14 protein-coding genes are annotated in these 14581 nt (G+C 72.3%); 2 read left to right on the top strand and 12 right to left on the bottom strand.

Features of this window, described 5'->3' with window-relative positions; translation table 11 throughout:
- Nucleotide 1: 1 nt before the first annotated feature.
- The 5 genes from AB0H93_RS29140 to AB0H93_RS29160 all read right to left on the bottom strand — a co-directional run bounded on the left by AB0H93_RS29140 (nt 2) and on the right by AB0H93_RS29160 (nt 4735).
- Complete coding sequence (locus tag AB0H93_RS29140; protein WP_358576585.1) at nt 2-940, bottom strand: transcriptional regulator; 939 nt, start codon at nt 938-940, stop codon at nt 2-4.
- Nucleotides 941-1063: 123 nt separating this feature from the next.
- Entirely contained in the window at nt 1064-1864 is an 801-nt protein-coding gene (locus AB0H93_RS29145; protein ID WP_358576587.1) for a carbohydrate ABC transporter permease, read from the bottom strand.
- Complete coding sequence (locus tag AB0H93_RS29150) at nt 1857-2747, bottom strand: sugar ABC transporter permease (RefSeq protein ID WP_358576588.1); 891 nt, start codon at nt 2745-2747, stop codon at nt 1857-1859. The genes AB0H93_RS29145 and AB0H93_RS29150 overlap by 8 nt, the downstream gene beginning before the upstream one ends.
- The gene (locus tag AB0H93_RS29155) at nt 2744-4081 is read right to left on the bottom strand and encodes a sugar ABC transporter substrate-binding protein (RefSeq protein WP_358576589.1); all 1338 of its coding nucleotides are present in this window, start codon (nt 4079-4081) and stop codon (nt 2744-2746) included. The genes AB0H93_RS29150 and AB0H93_RS29155 overlap by 4 nt, the downstream gene beginning before the upstream one ends.
- A 315-nt stretch (nt 4082-4396) precedes the next feature.
- Nucleotides 4397-4735: a helix-turn-helix domain-containing protein gene (locus tag AB0H93_RS29160; protein ID WP_358576590.1), complete on the bottom strand. Its 339-nt coding sequence runs from the start codon at nt 4733-4735 to the stop codon at nt 4397-4399.
- A gap of 54 nt (nt 4736-4789) precedes the next feature.
- On the opposite strand from AB0H93_RS29160, the gene AB0H93_RS29165 reads away from it, so the two are divergent.
- Nucleotides 4790-5332 (top strand): carboxymuconolactone decarboxylase family protein, encoded by a 543-nt coding sequence (locus tag AB0H93_RS29165; protein WP_358576591.1) that lies wholly within the window; start codon nt 4790-4792, stop codon nt 5330-5332.
- A gap of 10 nt (nt 5333-5342) precedes the next feature.
- Here the strand turns inward: AB0H93_RS29165 and AB0H93_RS29170 are convergent, their stop codons facing one another.
- Both AB0H93_RS29170 and AB0H93_RS29175 read right to left on the bottom strand, forming a co-directional pair.
- On the bottom strand, nt 5343-6515 hold the full coding sequence (locus AB0H93_RS29170; RefSeq protein WP_358576605.1) for a nitric oxide synthase oxygenase: 1173 nt from the start codon (nt 6513-6515) through the stop codon (nt 5343-5345).
- A 124-nt stretch (nt 6516-6639) separates the two neighbouring features.
- Nucleotides 6640-7734 (bottom strand): FAD-dependent monooxygenase, encoded by a 1095-nt coding sequence (locus AB0H93_RS29175; protein ID WP_358576593.1) that lies wholly within the window; start codon nt 7732-7734, stop codon nt 6640-6642.
- 52 nt (nt 7735-7786) lie between these two features.
- Here AB0H93_RS29175 and AB0H93_RS29180 point away from each other — a divergent pair, with 52 nt between their 5' ends.
- Nucleotides 7787-8230, top strand: a complete 444-nt coding sequence (locus AB0H93_RS29180; protein WP_177226278.1) for a MarR family transcriptional regulator — start codon at nt 7787-7789, stop codon at nt 8228-8230.
- A gap of 85 nt (nt 8231-8315) precedes the next feature.
- Here AB0H93_RS29180 and AB0H93_RS29185 read toward each other — a convergent pair whose 3' ends face one another.
- From AB0H93_RS29185 to murD, 5 genes are read right to left on the bottom strand one after another with little or no spacing between them, the layout of a single operon-like run.
- Complete coding sequence (locus AB0H93_RS29185) at nt 8316-9023, bottom strand: FtsQ-type POTRA domain-containing protein (RefSeq protein WP_358576595.1); 708 nt, start codon at nt 9021-9023, stop codon at nt 8316-8318.
- Between the two features lie 35 nt (nt 9024-9058).
- Nucleotides 9059-10507: a UDP-N-acetylmuramate--L-alanine ligase gene (murC, locus tag AB0H93_RS29190; RefSeq protein ID WP_358576596.1), complete on the bottom strand. Its 1449-nt coding sequence runs from the start codon at nt 10505-10507 to the stop codon at nt 9059-9061.
- Nucleotides 10504-11595 (bottom strand): undecaprenyldiphospho-muramoylpentapeptide beta-N-acetylglucosaminyltransferase, encoded by a 1092-nt coding sequence (gene murG / locus AB0H93_RS29195; RefSeq protein ID WP_358576606.1) that lies wholly within the window; start codon nt 11593-11595, stop codon nt 10504-10506. Before murG ends, murC begins: the two co-directional genes overlap by 4 nt.
- A 59-nt stretch (nt 11596-11654) precedes the next feature.
- Nucleotides 11655-13061 carry a putative lipid II flippase FtsW gene (gene ftsW, locus AB0H93_RS29200; protein WP_358576607.1) on the bottom strand — a complete coding sequence of 469 codons (1407 nt, stop codon included), beginning with the start codon at nt 13059-13061 and terminating at the stop codon, nt 11655-11657.
- Nucleotides 13062-13076: 15 nt separating this feature from the next.
- Nucleotides 13077-14474, bottom strand: a complete 1398-nt coding sequence (murD, locus tag AB0H93_RS29205) for a UDP-N-acetylmuramoyl-L-alanine--D-glutamate ligase (protein ID WP_358576597.1) — start codon at nt 14472-14474, stop codon at nt 13077-13079.
- Nucleotides 14475-14581 lie beyond the last annotated feature (107 nt).

A 14581-nucleotide genomic window follows, 5' to 3' on the forward strand; every position in this document is an offset into this window, starting at 1 on the left:
CTCAGCCGAGGTCGTAGAGGGTGGCGAGGCGGGTGGCCGCTTCGGCCAGGCGGGTGCGGAGGTCCGGTGGGGTCAGGACCTCCGCCTCTGGGCCCAGCGCGAGGATCTGGTCGTAGGCCACTTCCAGGGATTCCACCGGGAACGTGGTGGTCACCCAGCCTTGCTCGTCGGGTTCGCCCGCGGCCGCCTCCGCTTCGCGGGCCGCGGCGCCGTCGGTCGTCGCGTGCAGCTTCCGCAGGCCAGCAGGGCTGATCCGGATCTCGACGCCTTCGGTCAGCAGGGAGCGGGAGAACTCGTCGGACTTCTCCTCCCAGAAGGCCGGGAGGTCGAAGGTCTCGTCGCGGGCGAACTCGTCGTCGACGACCTCCACCTCGCGGAAGCGGTCGACCCGGTAGGTCAGGAACCGCCGGCCGCTGCGGGCCGCCAGGTACCAGACGCCCGCCTTGAGCACGAGCCCGTACGGCTCCAGCTCGCGCCGCACCTCCTCGTCGCCGCGCCGGTAGCGGGCGACGACCTTGCGGTCGCGCCACACCGCCCGGCTCAGTTCCGGCAGCACCGCCGGGGTTTCGGCCTCGCGGAACCAGCGGGGCGCGTCGAGGTGGAACCGCTGCCCCACCCGTTGCGGCGCATCGCGGAACGGCGGCGCCAGCGCGGCCGACGCCTTCAGCCTCGCGGCGGCGACGGCTTCGCCGAGGCCCATGTCGCTCGCCGGGCCCGGCACGCCGGCGAGGAACAGCGCCTCCGCTTCGGCCTGGTGGAGCCCGTTGAGCTTCGCCCGGTAGCCGCCTAGCAGCCGGTAGCCGCCGGCCCGCCCGCGCTCCGCGTACACCGGCACCCCGGCCGCCGCCAGCGCGAGCACGTCGCGGGCCACCGTCCGCTCGGAGACCTCCAGCTCGCGGGCGAGTTCCGGCCCGGTCATGACCTCCCGCACCTGCAACAAGCACAGCAACGAAACCAACCGCGACGCCCGCACTCCGGGCAAACTACGCCACCGCACCGACAGCCCGCCGGGTGCGATCCGCGCGGCACACCAACTCGAGGCCAACGGCTGATCGTCGTCCGGTCAGCGGAGGCCGGAGGTCTTGAGGGAGGCGACCAGCCACCGCTGGCCGAGGAGGAAGACCAGGATCGTCGGCAGTGCCGCGAGCATCGCCGCCGCCAGCACGTAGTGCTGCTTCGAGGCGTACTGGCCTTGCAGGGACGCGATCCCGACCTGGACCACCCGCAGCGACTCGTCCTGCGCCACCGCCAGCGGCCACAGGAACGAGTTCCAGTTGGCCAGGAAGAACAGCACCGCCAACGCCGCCAGCATCGGGCGGCTCAGCGGCAGGACGACGTGCCAGTAGATCCGCCAGTGGCCGCAGCCGTCGAGGTGCGCCGCCTCCTCCAGCTCCCGCGGCACCCCGAGGTAGAACTGGCGGAGCAGGAAGATGCCGAACGCGTTGAACAGGCCCGGCACGATCAGGCCCGCGTAGGTGTCGACCATGCCCAGTCCGCGGACCACGATGAACAGCGGCACCAGGATCACCGGCAACGAGATCAGCAGCGTCGCCACCACCGAGGCGAACGCGAATCCCCTGCCCCGGAAGGACAACCGGGCCAGCGCGTAGGCCGCCATCGAGTGCAGGAACAGCGCGATCACGGTGACCGAGACGGCCACGAGCGCGCTGTTCGCGAGATAGCGCAGGAACGGCACCTCGGTCAGCACGTAGGCCACATTGGACAGTGTCAGCTCGCGGGGCCAGCCGAGGTCGTACAGCTGCGATTCCGGGCGGAACGCGCTGAGCAGCAACCAGAGCAGCGGCGCGACGGTCACCAGCGCGACCAGGTAGGCGAGCACCGCCCTGCCGGATGCCCTACGCATCGAAACGACCTCCCCTCGTCAGGGCGAACATGGCGCCGGTGACAGCGCCGAGGGCGAGCACGAGCAGCGCGCAGATCGCCGCCGCGTAGCCGAACCGGCCGAACTGGAAGGCCTGCTGGTAGGCGTAGTAGACGACGGTCGTGGTGGCGTTGGCCGGGCCGCCGGAGGTGGTGACGAAGACCAGGTCGAACACCTGCATGCCGGTGACCGCGTTGATCGTCGAGGTGACCAGCACGAAGAAGCTCGTCGGGCGCAGCATCGGCCAGGTCACGTGGCGGAACCGCTGCCACGGGCCGCTGCCATCGATGACGGCCGCGTCGTACAGCTCGCGCGGGATGTCCTGCAGGCCGCCGAGGAAGATGAGCATCTGGTAGCCCATCAGGAACCACACGCTGATCAGCACCAGGGTGATCAGCGCCAGGTCCGGGTCGCCGAGCCAGGAAACGCCGTCCAGGCCGGTCAGCCGGCTGACCGCGCCGGTCTTGTCGGCGAGCAGGAACTGCCAGAGCAGGCCGATGACCACGAGGCTCACCGCGTTCGGCAGGAACAGCGCGGCGCGCACCATCCCGACGCCCGGGAAGTGGTCCTTGACCAGCAGCGCGAGCCCTAGCGCGGCGGCGAACGCCAGCGGCACGAACAGCACCGCGTAGGTGGCGGTGATGCCGAAGCTGCGCCACAGCAGGCCGTCACCGGCCATCAGCCGGAAGTTGTCCAGCCCGGCCCAGGCGACGTTGCCGAAGCCGTCGACGTCGAACAGGCCCACCACCAGCGCCAGGGCCGTGGGGATCGCGACGAACAGCAGCAGCCCGATCCCGTCCGGGGCGAGGAAGGCGAACGCCGCGGCGGCGTCGGATCTGCGGTCTCCGCTTCGTCGGGTGCTCAATGGATCGGCGCTCCGTCGTAGGTGGACAGGAACGTGTCGATCTGCTCGGCGGCGGCGCCGGCGGCCTCGACCGGATCGGCGCCGTCGAGGTGGCAGGCCTGCAACGCGTCGGAGACCGCCCGGTAGACCTCCGGCGGATACCGCGGCTCGGGCCGGGCCTCGGCCATCACCTGCTCGGCGAACACCCGCATCGGGCCGTGCTCGAACGCGCCGTGCTCCTCGGCGGCGCGCTGCACCGAGTAGCGGGGCGGCAGGTTCGTCTTGGCGACGGTGTTCCACAGCCGCATCCGCTCGATGCACGCCGGATCGGCGGAACCCAGCGCCCACACCACGAACTCGGCCGCAGCCTCCGGATTGGCGCCCTTCGCGTTGGCGACCAGCGCCCAGCTGCCCAGCGACGTGGTGTAGGTGCCGCCGGGCGGAGCGGGCATGGGCGTGACGCCGTAGCGGAAATCTGGTGCCTGCTCGGCGATTTCGGCGATGCCCCAGATCCCGAGCTGCTGCATCGCGCAGTACCCGTCGGCGATGTTGGAGATCGTGTCGTTGGCGCCCGCGCCCCGCACCCGGCGCGGCGCGACCCCGGCCCGCACGGTGTCCTGCCAGAACCGCAGGGCGGCGTGCACGCCCGGCCCGTCGAAGGCGGAACGGCTCTGGTCCGGCGCGAACACCTCGCCGCCGGCCATCCACATCGACTGGTACCAGGTGAAGTTCTGGTAGTAGCCGGGATTCGTCTCGAACAGCATCCCGAAGCGGTCGGGCGTGGTCAGCCGCTCCGCCACCGCGATCAGGTCGTCCCAGGTGCGCGGCAGGTCGCCCTCGGAAAGCCCGGCCTGCTCGAACGCCTCCTCGCCGTAGTAGAGCGCGAGCGGCTCGATCTCCATCGGCAGGCCGTAGACCCGGTCGTCGACCAGCCGGGTCTGCAGGACCTGCGGCAGGAAGTCGGCCCGCACCGCGGGATCCAGGTGCGGGGTGAGGTCGGCGAGCACGCCGCCGTTGTAGTAGCGCAGGAAATCGCCGGGGCTGAGCATGAAGACGTCCGGCCCGGCACCCGCGCTGAACGAGGTCTGCAGCGTCGGCCCGGAGGTGTAGTCCTTGGTCGGCACGTAGCGCAGCCGGACCTTGACGTCGTGGGTGGCGTTCCACTCGGCGGCCAGCCGCACGACCCAGTCGCTGCGCGCCTTCGGTTCGCCGCCGGGCCCCAGGAAGTTCCAGAAGGTGATCTCGCGGGGATTCCGCGCCGGGGCGCAGCCGACCAGCGCGGGAGCGGCGAGAGCGGCGGCGCCGACGCCGCGCAGGAACCCGCGGCGGCTCACGTTCCCCTCCGGACGAGCCACGCCGATCACCCCCGGTAAGCCACACCACCCGAGAAAACGATTGCTGACGCTATTGATCACCCACCGGGTGAGTCAATGCGCCATTCGTGGCGGGCCCCAGGTCGGCTCACCCCGCCACCCGAGTGGCCAAGGCTCCGGAGGACCGCAATTTCAATGGAAATCGAACCTCTGATTTCCATTGAAATTGCGGGAACCCCGGCACGATGGGGTGACGTTTTCTCGCGAAAACGGCGCGCGCAGGCGCGACGGGGTGACGTTCTCGGCGCGCGGAGCGAGTTCTCGGACGGACACTGCGGCGACTCGGAGCCGTCGCGGTCAGGTCAGTTCATCGGCCCATCGCCGGGACCACTCGACCATCGGTCCCATCGCTTCGACCAGTTCTTCGCCGAGCCCGGTGAGGCGGTAGCCGCCTTCGACCAGCCTGGCCGAGGTGAGCTCGTTCAGCCTGGTGGCGAGGACGCTGCTGGACATCCCGTCGCACCGGGCCTGCAGGCCGCGGAAGCCGTCCGGCCGCTGGTGGAGTTCCCACAGGATCCGCAGCGTCCACCGACGGCCGAGCAGGTCCAGCGCCGCCATGACGGGGCGCCCCGACTCCGAACCCCGAACCGGCCGGCCGGGCAGCGGGTCCGCCCCCGAATCCTTGCGCTTCGACAATCGAACCACCTACGCTTCGTTTTCCGAAGCACGAGGCTACCACCGGAGGCCGCCGTGAGCCGCATCCCCGCGCCCGCCGAAAACCCAGCGGAACTGGCCAAATGGCACCCGCCGGACTTCCCGCACGATCCCCTGCTGCTGTTCCGGGTGCTCCAGGTCCACCCGGAGCTCGCCTCCCGGATGCGGGTCCTGGGAAGCGGGCTGCTCGCCCACGGACGGCTCCCGGAGCGCGACCGGGAGATCGTCATCGACCGGATCACCGCGCGGAACGGCGCCCGCTACGAATGGGGCGTGCACGCCGCGCACTACGGCCCGCAGGTGGGGCTGAGCGCCGAGCAGCTCGCGAACACCACCGAGCCGCGGCCGAGCGCCGAGGCCTGGAGCGAAGCGGATCTCGCGCTGCTCGCGGCCGTCGACCAACTCGACGCGACCGCGAGCCTGGACGACGCGATGTGGGCGCGGCTGCGCGACCGGTACAGCGACCCGCAGCTGGTGGAGCTGATCGTCCTGACCGGCTGGTACCGGACGATCGGCTACCTGTGCAACGCCCTCGGCCTGGAACCCGAGTCCTGGGCAACGCCCTGGCCCGCCGGCTGATCCTCAGGCCCTACCTGCGCGGTCCCGGGGCGAAGCGGGGCGGGCCGCCTTCGAGGGCCCGGCGGGTCGCGTCGTCGTCGAGCAGGAAGTCCGGGCGCTGCGGGTCTTCGTCGTAGTAGCGGTGGAAGACCGGGGTCTGCGAGCCCGACATCGGCGGCACGATCCAGGACCAGTCCACCGGGCACTTGCGGCCCGCCGCCTCCTCCTTGGCCAGGTGCGTCAGGAAGCGCTTCGACTCGGTGTGGTGGTCGGTGATGGTCACCCCGGCCTGCTGGTAGGAGTGCAGCACCGCGCGGTTGAGCTCCACCAGCGCGCGATCCCGCCACAGCGTGTCCTCGCGCGAGGTGTCCAGCCCGAGCTTCTCGGCCACCACCGGGACGAGGTCGTAGCGGTCGGTGTCGCCGAAGTTCCGGGCGCCGATCTCGGTCCCCATGTACCAGCCGTTGAACGGCGCGGCCGGGTACGACACCCCGCCGATGCGCAGCCGCATGTTGCTGATCACCGGGACGGCGTGCCAGCGCAGCCCGAGCTCGGCGAACCAGGGCAGCTCGGGGTGGCTCAGCGGGACCTCCTTGACCAGCTCCGCGGGCAGGGCGAACATGTGCGGCCCCTCCTCGGCGGTCTCCACCACCAGCGGCAGCACGTCGAACGCGGAGCGCTGGCCCGGCGGGCGCCAGCCGAAGCCGATCAGCGCGTCCGTGAAGCGCGCGTACCGCGGATCGCCCAGCACCGAGCCGTCCTGGCGCCGGTAGCCGGCGTAGCGGATCAGCTGCTCGTTCCAGATCCGCGGCGCCGGGCGCTGCGGGATCTCCGGCGGGAACACGCTGATCACCGGGCGGATCTTGCCGTTGTTGGTGGCCATCCGCAGGTGTTGCACGCAGTGCGCCGCGACGGCGGACACGTTGTGCACGTCGCGCAGGTCCCGCACCTTCAGGCTCCGCCAGTACAGCCGCCCGATGCAGCGGGCGTTGTTGCGCCACGCCACCTGCGCGCCGAAGGTCAGCTCCTGCGGGGTGTGCCGGTAGCTGCCGACGGTCTCGACCTCGTACCGCATCCGGTCCAGCCGCTGCTGCAGCGACCCGGAATCCCGGTTCTCGGCGTGGAAGAGCCGCAGGAACTCCTCGGCCTCGGCGATGTCCACCGGCGGCGCGGGGCGGGCTGGCGCCGCGCGAACCGAGTGCAGCCGCCTGGTCCGCTGAGCCTGTCCCGAGAAGACCGACTCCGGTGCGTCGCCACTAACCCTGAACACGACCACACGTTAGCGTGATGAAGACGATCTTGAGCAGCGTCCCGCACACGCTGCGCGATCAGGCACCGCGCAGCGACTGCGCCACGGCGGCGAAGCCGTAGTCGAGCATCTCCGCCTCGTACTCACGGACCGCGTCGAGCAGGGATCCGCGCCGCTCGACGATGCGGCGGCAGAGCAGGGCCGCATCGCGCATCGCGACGGCCGCGCTGTTCCCGGTCGGGACCATGGTGTGGATGGCGTCGCCCATCGCCGTGACCGGGACGGTCCGCCAGGGCGCCACGGGTTCCGCGGTCCGGACCGTCGTCGAGTGCACGCTCTGCGGATCGCCGAACCGGACGAGCTCGCCGAGCGCGGCGGGCCAGTCCGCGATCAGATAGGCCGCCGCCTCCTGCAGCCCGCGCCCGTCCGCAGCGGACTCCGCGACCGACCGGAGCGAGCCGGGGACACCGACCACCCACATCAGGTAGTCCTCGACGCCCGTGCCGGTGCGGGACTCGAAGGCGGCCAACGGCATGTAACGGCCGTCCGGCCCGTTCACGATGGAGAACCCGTCCAGCGCGGCGGCAGGCGCCAGCGCCCGCACCCGCGGGGTCAACGGCGTCTTCCCATAGATCAGGAACTGGCCGGTCTCGACGACCTCGGCGCCGGGCAGCAGCTGGGCCCGGATCCGCGAGTGCGTTCCGTCCGCGGCCACCAGCAGGTCCGCGTCGGCGACCTCGCCGCCGGCGAAGAACACCCGCACCCGCCCGTCGTCGAGCAGCTCGTAGCGCTCGAACGGCGAGCCGTGGCGCACGTCCAGGCCGGTCAGGAGGATCCGGCGGAGGGTGACCCGGTCGACCACCAGGTGCTGCCCCGCGGAGTCGTCGGAGTCCGGCGGAACCTCCAGGCGGTGGACGACCTGAAGCTGCGGGTCGAGGAAGGACACCCCCGACCCGAGCACGCCCGAAGTCGCCACCGCCCGCTCGTAGAGCTCGGGCGGCAGGCAGGCGCGCAAGGCGAGATCGCCCTCCTGCCCGACGTGGATGCGGTAGCCCTGACTGCGCTGGTCGACGGCGGCTTCCCGCTCGTAGACCGCGACGCGCAAACCGGCTCGGACCAGACCCTGGGCGAGCAGGGGCCCCGCGAGGCCCGCTCCTACAACGATGATGTCCACCGAACAGAGATTATCTGAATTCAGATGATTTGTCATCGGGCATAATGTGCGCGTGGACAAGCCCGGCGAACATCTCGAGCTGCTGATCGGCGGCGACCTGTACCTGGCCCACCGCTACGCCCGCGCCGCGACCAACCGCGCCCTGCGCGCGCACCGGCTCGACCTGCGCCACTTCGCGGTGCTCGGCCACCTCGCCGAGGCGGGCCCGACCCCGCAGAGCGCACTGGTGGGCCACCTGCAGATGGACAAGTCCTCGATGGTCTACGTGCTCGACGAACTGGAGCGGCAGGACCTGGTCAACCGCCGCAAGGACGAGCACGACCGCCGCAGGTACGCCGTCCACCTCACCGACGAAGGCCGCGCCCGCCTCGCCGAAGTCACCCGGATAGCAGCGCAGACGATGAGCGAACTGCTGGCGCCCCTGTCCGAATCCGACCAGCACCGCCTGCACACCCTGCTGACCCGCTTCATCGACCACGCAGCCAACGAAACCTGAACTCCGCTCAGGCCACCGTCGGGTCGTCACGCCGCAGACGTTGCCGGGTCAGCAGCGGTAGGAGGATCGCCGCCAAAGCAGGGCGTCAGGCCACTGTCGGCAGCGCCGGGGTCGTCACGTCGTAGACGTTTCCCGGGCGGGTCAGCAGCGGCGGGAGGATCGCCGCCTTCCTCGGGGTTTCCTCCAGCGTTCCCCAGTGGACCTCGCGGTCACCCTTGAGCGTCAGGCGGATGTCGTTCGGGTTCTCCGCGATCACCGCCGTCACGTCCGCCCGCACCGGCTGCGAGAGGGCCATCAGCACCGTCATCGCCGCGCGGGTCGCCGCGTCGTTCTGGGACGCCTCGCGCACCCGGAGCTCCGGCAGGTCGGCCGGGCGGTCCGGGACCGCCTCGAACGGCACACCGCCGGCGTCGACGAGCTGAATCCCGTTGCGGGCCACCAGGAACGCCACCGGCACCCGCTCCGTCACCTGGACCTGCACCGTCGACGGCCAGCTCAGCGACACCTGCACCGCGGCGATCTTCGGCACCACCTGCAGCCGCTCGTGGATCTGGTCGACGTCGACCTGCAGCATCGGCGTGCCCAGCTCGATGCCCGCCGCCTGCACCACCTGGTCCTGGCCCAGCGTCGCGTTGCCGACCACCTGCACCGACCGGACGCCCAGCAGCGGCGTGAAGTACAGCACGAGCGCTATCGCGGTCACCGCGGCCAGCACCGCCGGGAGCGCCCAGCGCCGCCATTTCGGCGGCGCCGTCGCGCCGCCCCGCACCGGACGACCCCGGGTGCTGCGCATCCCAGGACGTTCCGTTGCACGGCGGCGCGTCGGGGTCACCCCTGGTCCTCCGCGGTGTCGCGGTCGATCTCGCGGAGGATCTCCGGGCCGAGCATCGTCACGTCGCCGGCCCCCATCGTCAGCACCAGGTCGCCCGGCCGGGCCAGGCCCGCGACCAGCGGCGCCGCCGCCGTGAACGACGGCTCGTAGTGCACCTTCCCCTGCTGCAGCGGCACTTCGTCGGCGATCAGCTTGCCGGTGACGCCGGGCTGCGGGTCTTCCCGCGCGCCGTAGACGTCCAGCACGACGACCTCGTCGGCCAGGCCCAGCGCCGTCGCGAACTCGCCGGCGAACGCCGCCGTGCGGGAGAACAGGTGCGGCTGGAACACCACGATCAGCCGGCCGTCGCCGACCACCGGCCGCGCCGCGCGCAGCTGCGCGTCGACCTCGGTGGGGTGGTGGGCGTAGTCGTCGTAGACGCGGACGCCGCCGGCGCGGCCCTTGAACTCGAAGCGCCGGCGGACGCCGCCGAACGCGGCGAGCCCGTCGAGCAGGCCGCCGAGCGGCGCGCCGAGCTCCAGCCCGGCCAGCAGCGCGGCGACCGCGTTGCCCGCCATGTGCTCGCCCGGCACCGCCACCTGCACGTCCACGCGCTCGCCGCCGAGCTCCACGGTCGCCACCCCGGAGCCGTGCTCGGCCCGGTAGCCGACCAGCCGGGCGTCGCCCTCGCCGGTCACCGACTTCCCGTAGCGCCGCACGCGGATCCCGAGCGCCGCCGCCTTGTCGGCCAGCGCGGCCGAGCCCGCGTCGTCGGCGCAGGCGATCAGCACGCCGCCCGGCTCGATCCGCCGCACGAACTCGTCGAAGACCGAGATGTAGGCCTCGGCGGTGCCGTGGTGGTCCAGGTGGTCCGGTTCGACGTTGGTCACCACCGCGACCGACGGCGCGAACACCAGGAACGAGCCATCGCTCTCGTCCGCCTCGGCGACGAAGATGCTGCCGTCGCCGTGGTGCGCGTTCGCGCCCGACTCGTTGAGGTCGCCGCCGATGGCGAAGGACGGGTCGAAGCGGCAGTGCTGCAGGGCCACGGTCAGCATCGACGTCGTCGAAGTCTTGCCGTGGGTGCCTGCCACGCACGCCACCCGGTGCCCGGCCATCAGCGCGGCCAGTGCCTCGGCGCGGCGCAGCACCGTGACTCCCCGGCGCTGCGCCTCGACGAGCTCCGCGTTGTCCGGCTTGATCGCCGTGGACACCACGACCGCCGTCGGGTCCGCGTCGAACTGGTCCAGGTTCTCGGCCCGGTGGCCGATGCCGATGTGCGCGCCCTGCGCGCGCAGCGCCAGCACCGTGCGCGAGTCGCGGGCGTCCGAACCGGACACCTCCTGCCCGCGGGCCAGCAGGATGCGGGCGATGCCGCTCATCCCGGCGCCGCCGATGCCGACCAGGTGCACCCGGGCCAGCACGGCATCCAGATCCGACAGGTCCGAAGTGGATGGTTCGGTCACTGTCCGGCCACCTCCAGCACGATCTGCGCGAGCACCCGGTCCGCCTCTCTGTGGCCGCTGCCCAGCGTCGCCCGGCTCATCTCCTGCAGCCGCTGGGCGTCGAGCGCCAGCGGCAGCACCTCGTCGATGACGCGCTGCGTGGTCAGGTCCGCGTCCGCCACCAGCCGCGCGCCGCCCGCGGCGACCACCGGCTGCGCGTTGAGCGCCTGCTCACCGTTGCCGTGCGGCAGCGGCACGAACACCGCGGGCAGCCCGACGGCCGAGACCTCGGCGACGGTCATCGCCCCCGACCGGCACACCACCAGGTCCGCCGCCGCGTACGCCAGGTCCATCCGCTCCAGGTAGGGCACCGCCGCGTACGCGGGCGCGCCCGGAACCTGCTGCACCGCGATGGTGTTCTTCGGGCCGTGCGCGTGCAGCACGCCGATCCCGGCGCGCCCCAGCGCTTCCGCCGCGCCGGAGAACGCGGTGTTCAGGGTGCGGGCGCCCTGCGAGCCGCCGACCACCAGGATCGTCGGGGCGTGCGGGTGCAGCCCGAAGTGCTGGCGGGCCTGCATCCGCAGCGCCCACCGGTCCAGCTGCGTGATCGACTCGCGCAGCGGGATGCCGATGGTCTGCGCCCCGGCCAGGCCGCTGTCCGGGGTCGCCGACAGCACGCGTTCCGCGAACTTCGCGCCGACCTTGTTCGCCAGCCCCGCGCGCGCGTTCGCCTCGTGCACCACGATCGGCACCCGGCCGCGCGCGGCCAGGTAGGCGGGCAGCGACACGTAGCCGCCGAAGCCGATCACCACGTCCGCGCCGACGCGCTCCAGCACCTCGCGGGTCTGCTTCACCGATTCCCGCACCTTCAGCGGCAGCTTCAGCAGGTCGGCGTTGGGCTTGCGCGGCATCGGCACCGGTGGGATGAGCTCCAGCGGGTAGCCGCGGGCCGGCACCAGCCGGTTCTCCAGGCCCCGTTCGGTGCCCAGCGCGGTCACCCGGGCGTCCGGCCGCAGCCGGCGCACCGCGTCTGCCAGCGCCAGCGCGGGCTCGATGTGCCCGGCGGTGCCGCCGCCGGCGACCACCACCGACAGCGGCCGCCTGCCCATGGCGGCGCCCCGCGGGTCGGCCACAGCACCCTGGTCGATGCGGACCGTCTGCTCCCCGCTCAACGGTGTCCTCCTCGTGTCTGCGCCCGGGATCCGGGTCCGCTGCGCGCACCACGCGCGCGCGTGTCCCCGCTTCCCCGGCGAGTTGCCGCCGCCCCGGAGCTCTTCGCGCCGGGCCGGCTTCGTGGGGTCGGTCGTGCCGGCCGCCGCTTCGCCGGTGGCCGGTACGGCGCCGGGGTGGGCAGCCGCAGCAGCTTGCCAACCCGACCCGGTCCCAAAGACCGTAGCGCGGCGATGGCCTCGGGTTCGTGCCGGGCGAAGTTCGCCAGCAGGCCGAACACCAGCATCGTCGTGACCACAGACGATCCGCCCGAGGAGATCAGCGGCAGCGGCAGCCCGGTGGTGGGCAGCAGGCCCACCACGTAGCCGACGTTGATGATCGCCTGCCCCACCAGCCACATCGTCAACGTCGCCGAAACCAGCCGGATGAACGGGTCGGTGTTGCGGAACGCGATGCGCATGCCCACGTAAGCGGTGGTGCCGAAGAGCACCAGCACCATCGCGCAGCCGACGAACCCGAGCTCCTCGCCGATCACCGCGAAGATGAAGTCGTTGTGCACGTTGGGCAGGTACTGCCACTTCGACCAGCCCTGCCCCAGCCCGCGGCCGAACAGCCCGCCGTCGGCCAGCGCGAAAAGCGCCTGCGAGGCCTGGTAGCCGTTACCTGCCGGGTCGGCGAGCGGATCCAGGAAGCTGGTCAGCCGCGCCATCCGGTAGTCGGCGACCATCGCCAGCACCACGCCCGCGGTCACCGCGCCCAGCAGCATCACCAGGAACAGCCGCAGCGGCGCACCGGCGAACCACAGCAGGGCCAGCAGCACGATGAACAGCGTGATCGTGGAACCGAGGTCGGGCTGCATCATGACCAGCGCGAACATCAGCAGCGCCGCCGGCACCACCGGCACCAGCAGGTGCCGGTACTGCGTCATCAGGCCGCGCTTGGTGACCAGCACGTGCGCGCCCCACAGCGCGAAGGAGATCTTGGCGAACTCGACCGGCTGGAAGGACACGCCGGCGACCACGAACCAGCTCTGCGCCCCGTTCAGCTTGGAGCCCAGCGGCGTCAGCACGGCCACCAGCAGCCCGAGGCAGACCGTCAGCAGGATCAGGCTGTACCGGCGCATCAGCCGCACCGGCACCCGCAGCGCGGCGTAGAACACCAGCAGCCCGGCGAGGCAGTACAACACCTGCTTGCTGAACACGCTGTAGGACGAGCCGTCCTTGTCGAACGAGTCGACGCTGGAGGCCGAGAGCACCATCACCAGGCCGAAGATCGTCAGCAGGCCGAAGACGGCCAGCAGCAGGTGGAACGACGCCAGCGGCCGGGTCAGCCAAGCGGTCAGCGGGGACAGCACGCTCCGGGTGGCGCGCTTCTTCGGGCTGCGCGCGGCCGCGGGCTTGGTCATCGTGGTCACGGCGGATCACCCGCCGTGCGCCGCCGGGGCGTCGGCCAGCACCGCGCGCACCGCGTCGGCGAAAGCCCGGCCCCGGTGGGCGTAGTCGGTGAACATGTCCATCGACGCGGCGGCCGGGGCGAGCAGGACCACCGAGCCCGGACGCGCGAACTCGTCGGCCGCGCGAACAGCTTCCAGCATGCCCGCATCGTCCCCTGCGGCGACCTCGCGGACCGGCACATCCGGCGCGTGTCGGGCCAGTGCGGCGGCGAACCGGCCCCGATCGCGGCCGATGAGCACCACGGCGGTCAGCCGATCGGCGTTGGCCGCGACCAGTTCGTCGACCTCGGCGCCCTTCAGCAGCCCGCCCGCGATCCACACCACCTGGGGGTGCGCGCGCAGCGCCGCGTCCGCCGCGTGCGGGTTCGTCGCCTTGGAATCGTCCACATAGGACACACCGGCGGCCGTCGCGACGACCACCGACCGGTGCGCGCCCGGCTGGAACGCCCGCAGCCCGTCGGCCACCGCCGCCGGGTCGACGCCGTAGGCCCGCGCCAGCGCCGCCGCGGCCAGCGCGTTCGCCACGTTGTGCGGGCCCGCCGGATGCACGTCCGCGAGCTCCGCGAGCACCACGCCACCGCCGAAGGCCCGGTCCACCAGCGAACCGCCCTCGACACCCAGCTGCCCCTCCGCCGGGGCGCCCAGGGTGAAGGAGACCCGCCGGGCATCCGCCGCGGCAGCGGCGGACAGCCGGGTCGACCACTCGTCGTCGGCGTTGGCGACGGCGACGGAGTTGCCTGCGTACACCTTCGCCTTGGCGTCGCCGTAGGCGGCGAGAGAACCGTGCCAGTCCAGGTGGTCGGCGGCGAGGTTGAGGACGACGGCGGCGAACGCCGCGACGGAGTCCGACCAGTGCAGCTGGAAGCTGGACAGCTCCACGGCGAGCACCTCGTGCCCGGCGCGGACCGCGTCGACCACCGGCAGCCCGACGTTCCCGCAGGCCACCACGTCGACGCCGGCCGCCCGCAGGATCGACTCCAGCATGCTGACCGTCGTCGTCTTGCCGTTGGTCCCGGTGACCGCCAGCCACCTGGCCGGCACGTCTTTCTCCTGGTCCAGCCGCCAGGCCAGCTCGACCTCGCCGATCACCTCGACGCCGGCCGCCACGGCCGCCGCCAGCAGCGGCGCGTCCGGCCGCCAGCCGGGGCTGGTCACGACCAGGTCGGTGCCCGCGGGCGGCTCGACCAGGCCGGCGACCAGCTCCGCGCCCTGCGCCTGCAGCGACGCCAGCGCGACCAGCCGGTCGGCGGAGGCGTCGGTGACGGTGACCGCCGCCCCCGCCGCCAGCAGCGCCTCGGCGGCCGAGCGGCCGGACACCCCGGCACCGGCCACCAGCACGTTCCGCCCCTCGAACCGCCCTGCCACCGGTTCGCCTCCCTAACGCGTCTCGCAGCGTGGTCGTGAGTGCGCCGAGAGCCGGGCCGCCAGGGAGCGCCTGGAGTACGAGGCCACCCACGATCCGCTGACCGGTC

This window comes from Saccharopolyspora sp. NPDC050642, from assembly GCF_040654735.1.
GTDB lineage: Bacteria > Actinomycetota > Actinomycetes > Mycobacteriales > Pseudonocardiaceae > Saccharopolyspora > Saccharopolyspora elongata.

What these genes read in the sequence shown, in the direction of transcription:
- AB0H93_RS29145 (WP_358576587.1), bottom strand. Translation starts at nt 1,864, where the DNA reads ATGCGTAGGGCATCCGGCAGGGCGGTGCTCGCCTACCTGGTCGCGCTG.
- AB0H93_RS29185 (WP_358576595.1), bottom strand. Translation starts at nt 9,023, where the DNA reads ATGCGCAGCACCCGGGGTCGTCCGGTGCGGGGCGGCGCGACGGCGCCG.
- murG (WP_358576606.1), bottom strand. Translation starts at nt 11,595, where the DNA reads ATGGGCAGGCGGCCGCTGTCGGTGGTGGTCGCCGGCGGCGGCACCGCC.
- ftsW (WP_358576607.1), bottom strand. Translation starts at nt 13,061, where the DNA reads ATGACCAAGCCCGCGGCCGCGCGCAGCCCGAAGAAGCGCGCCACCCGG.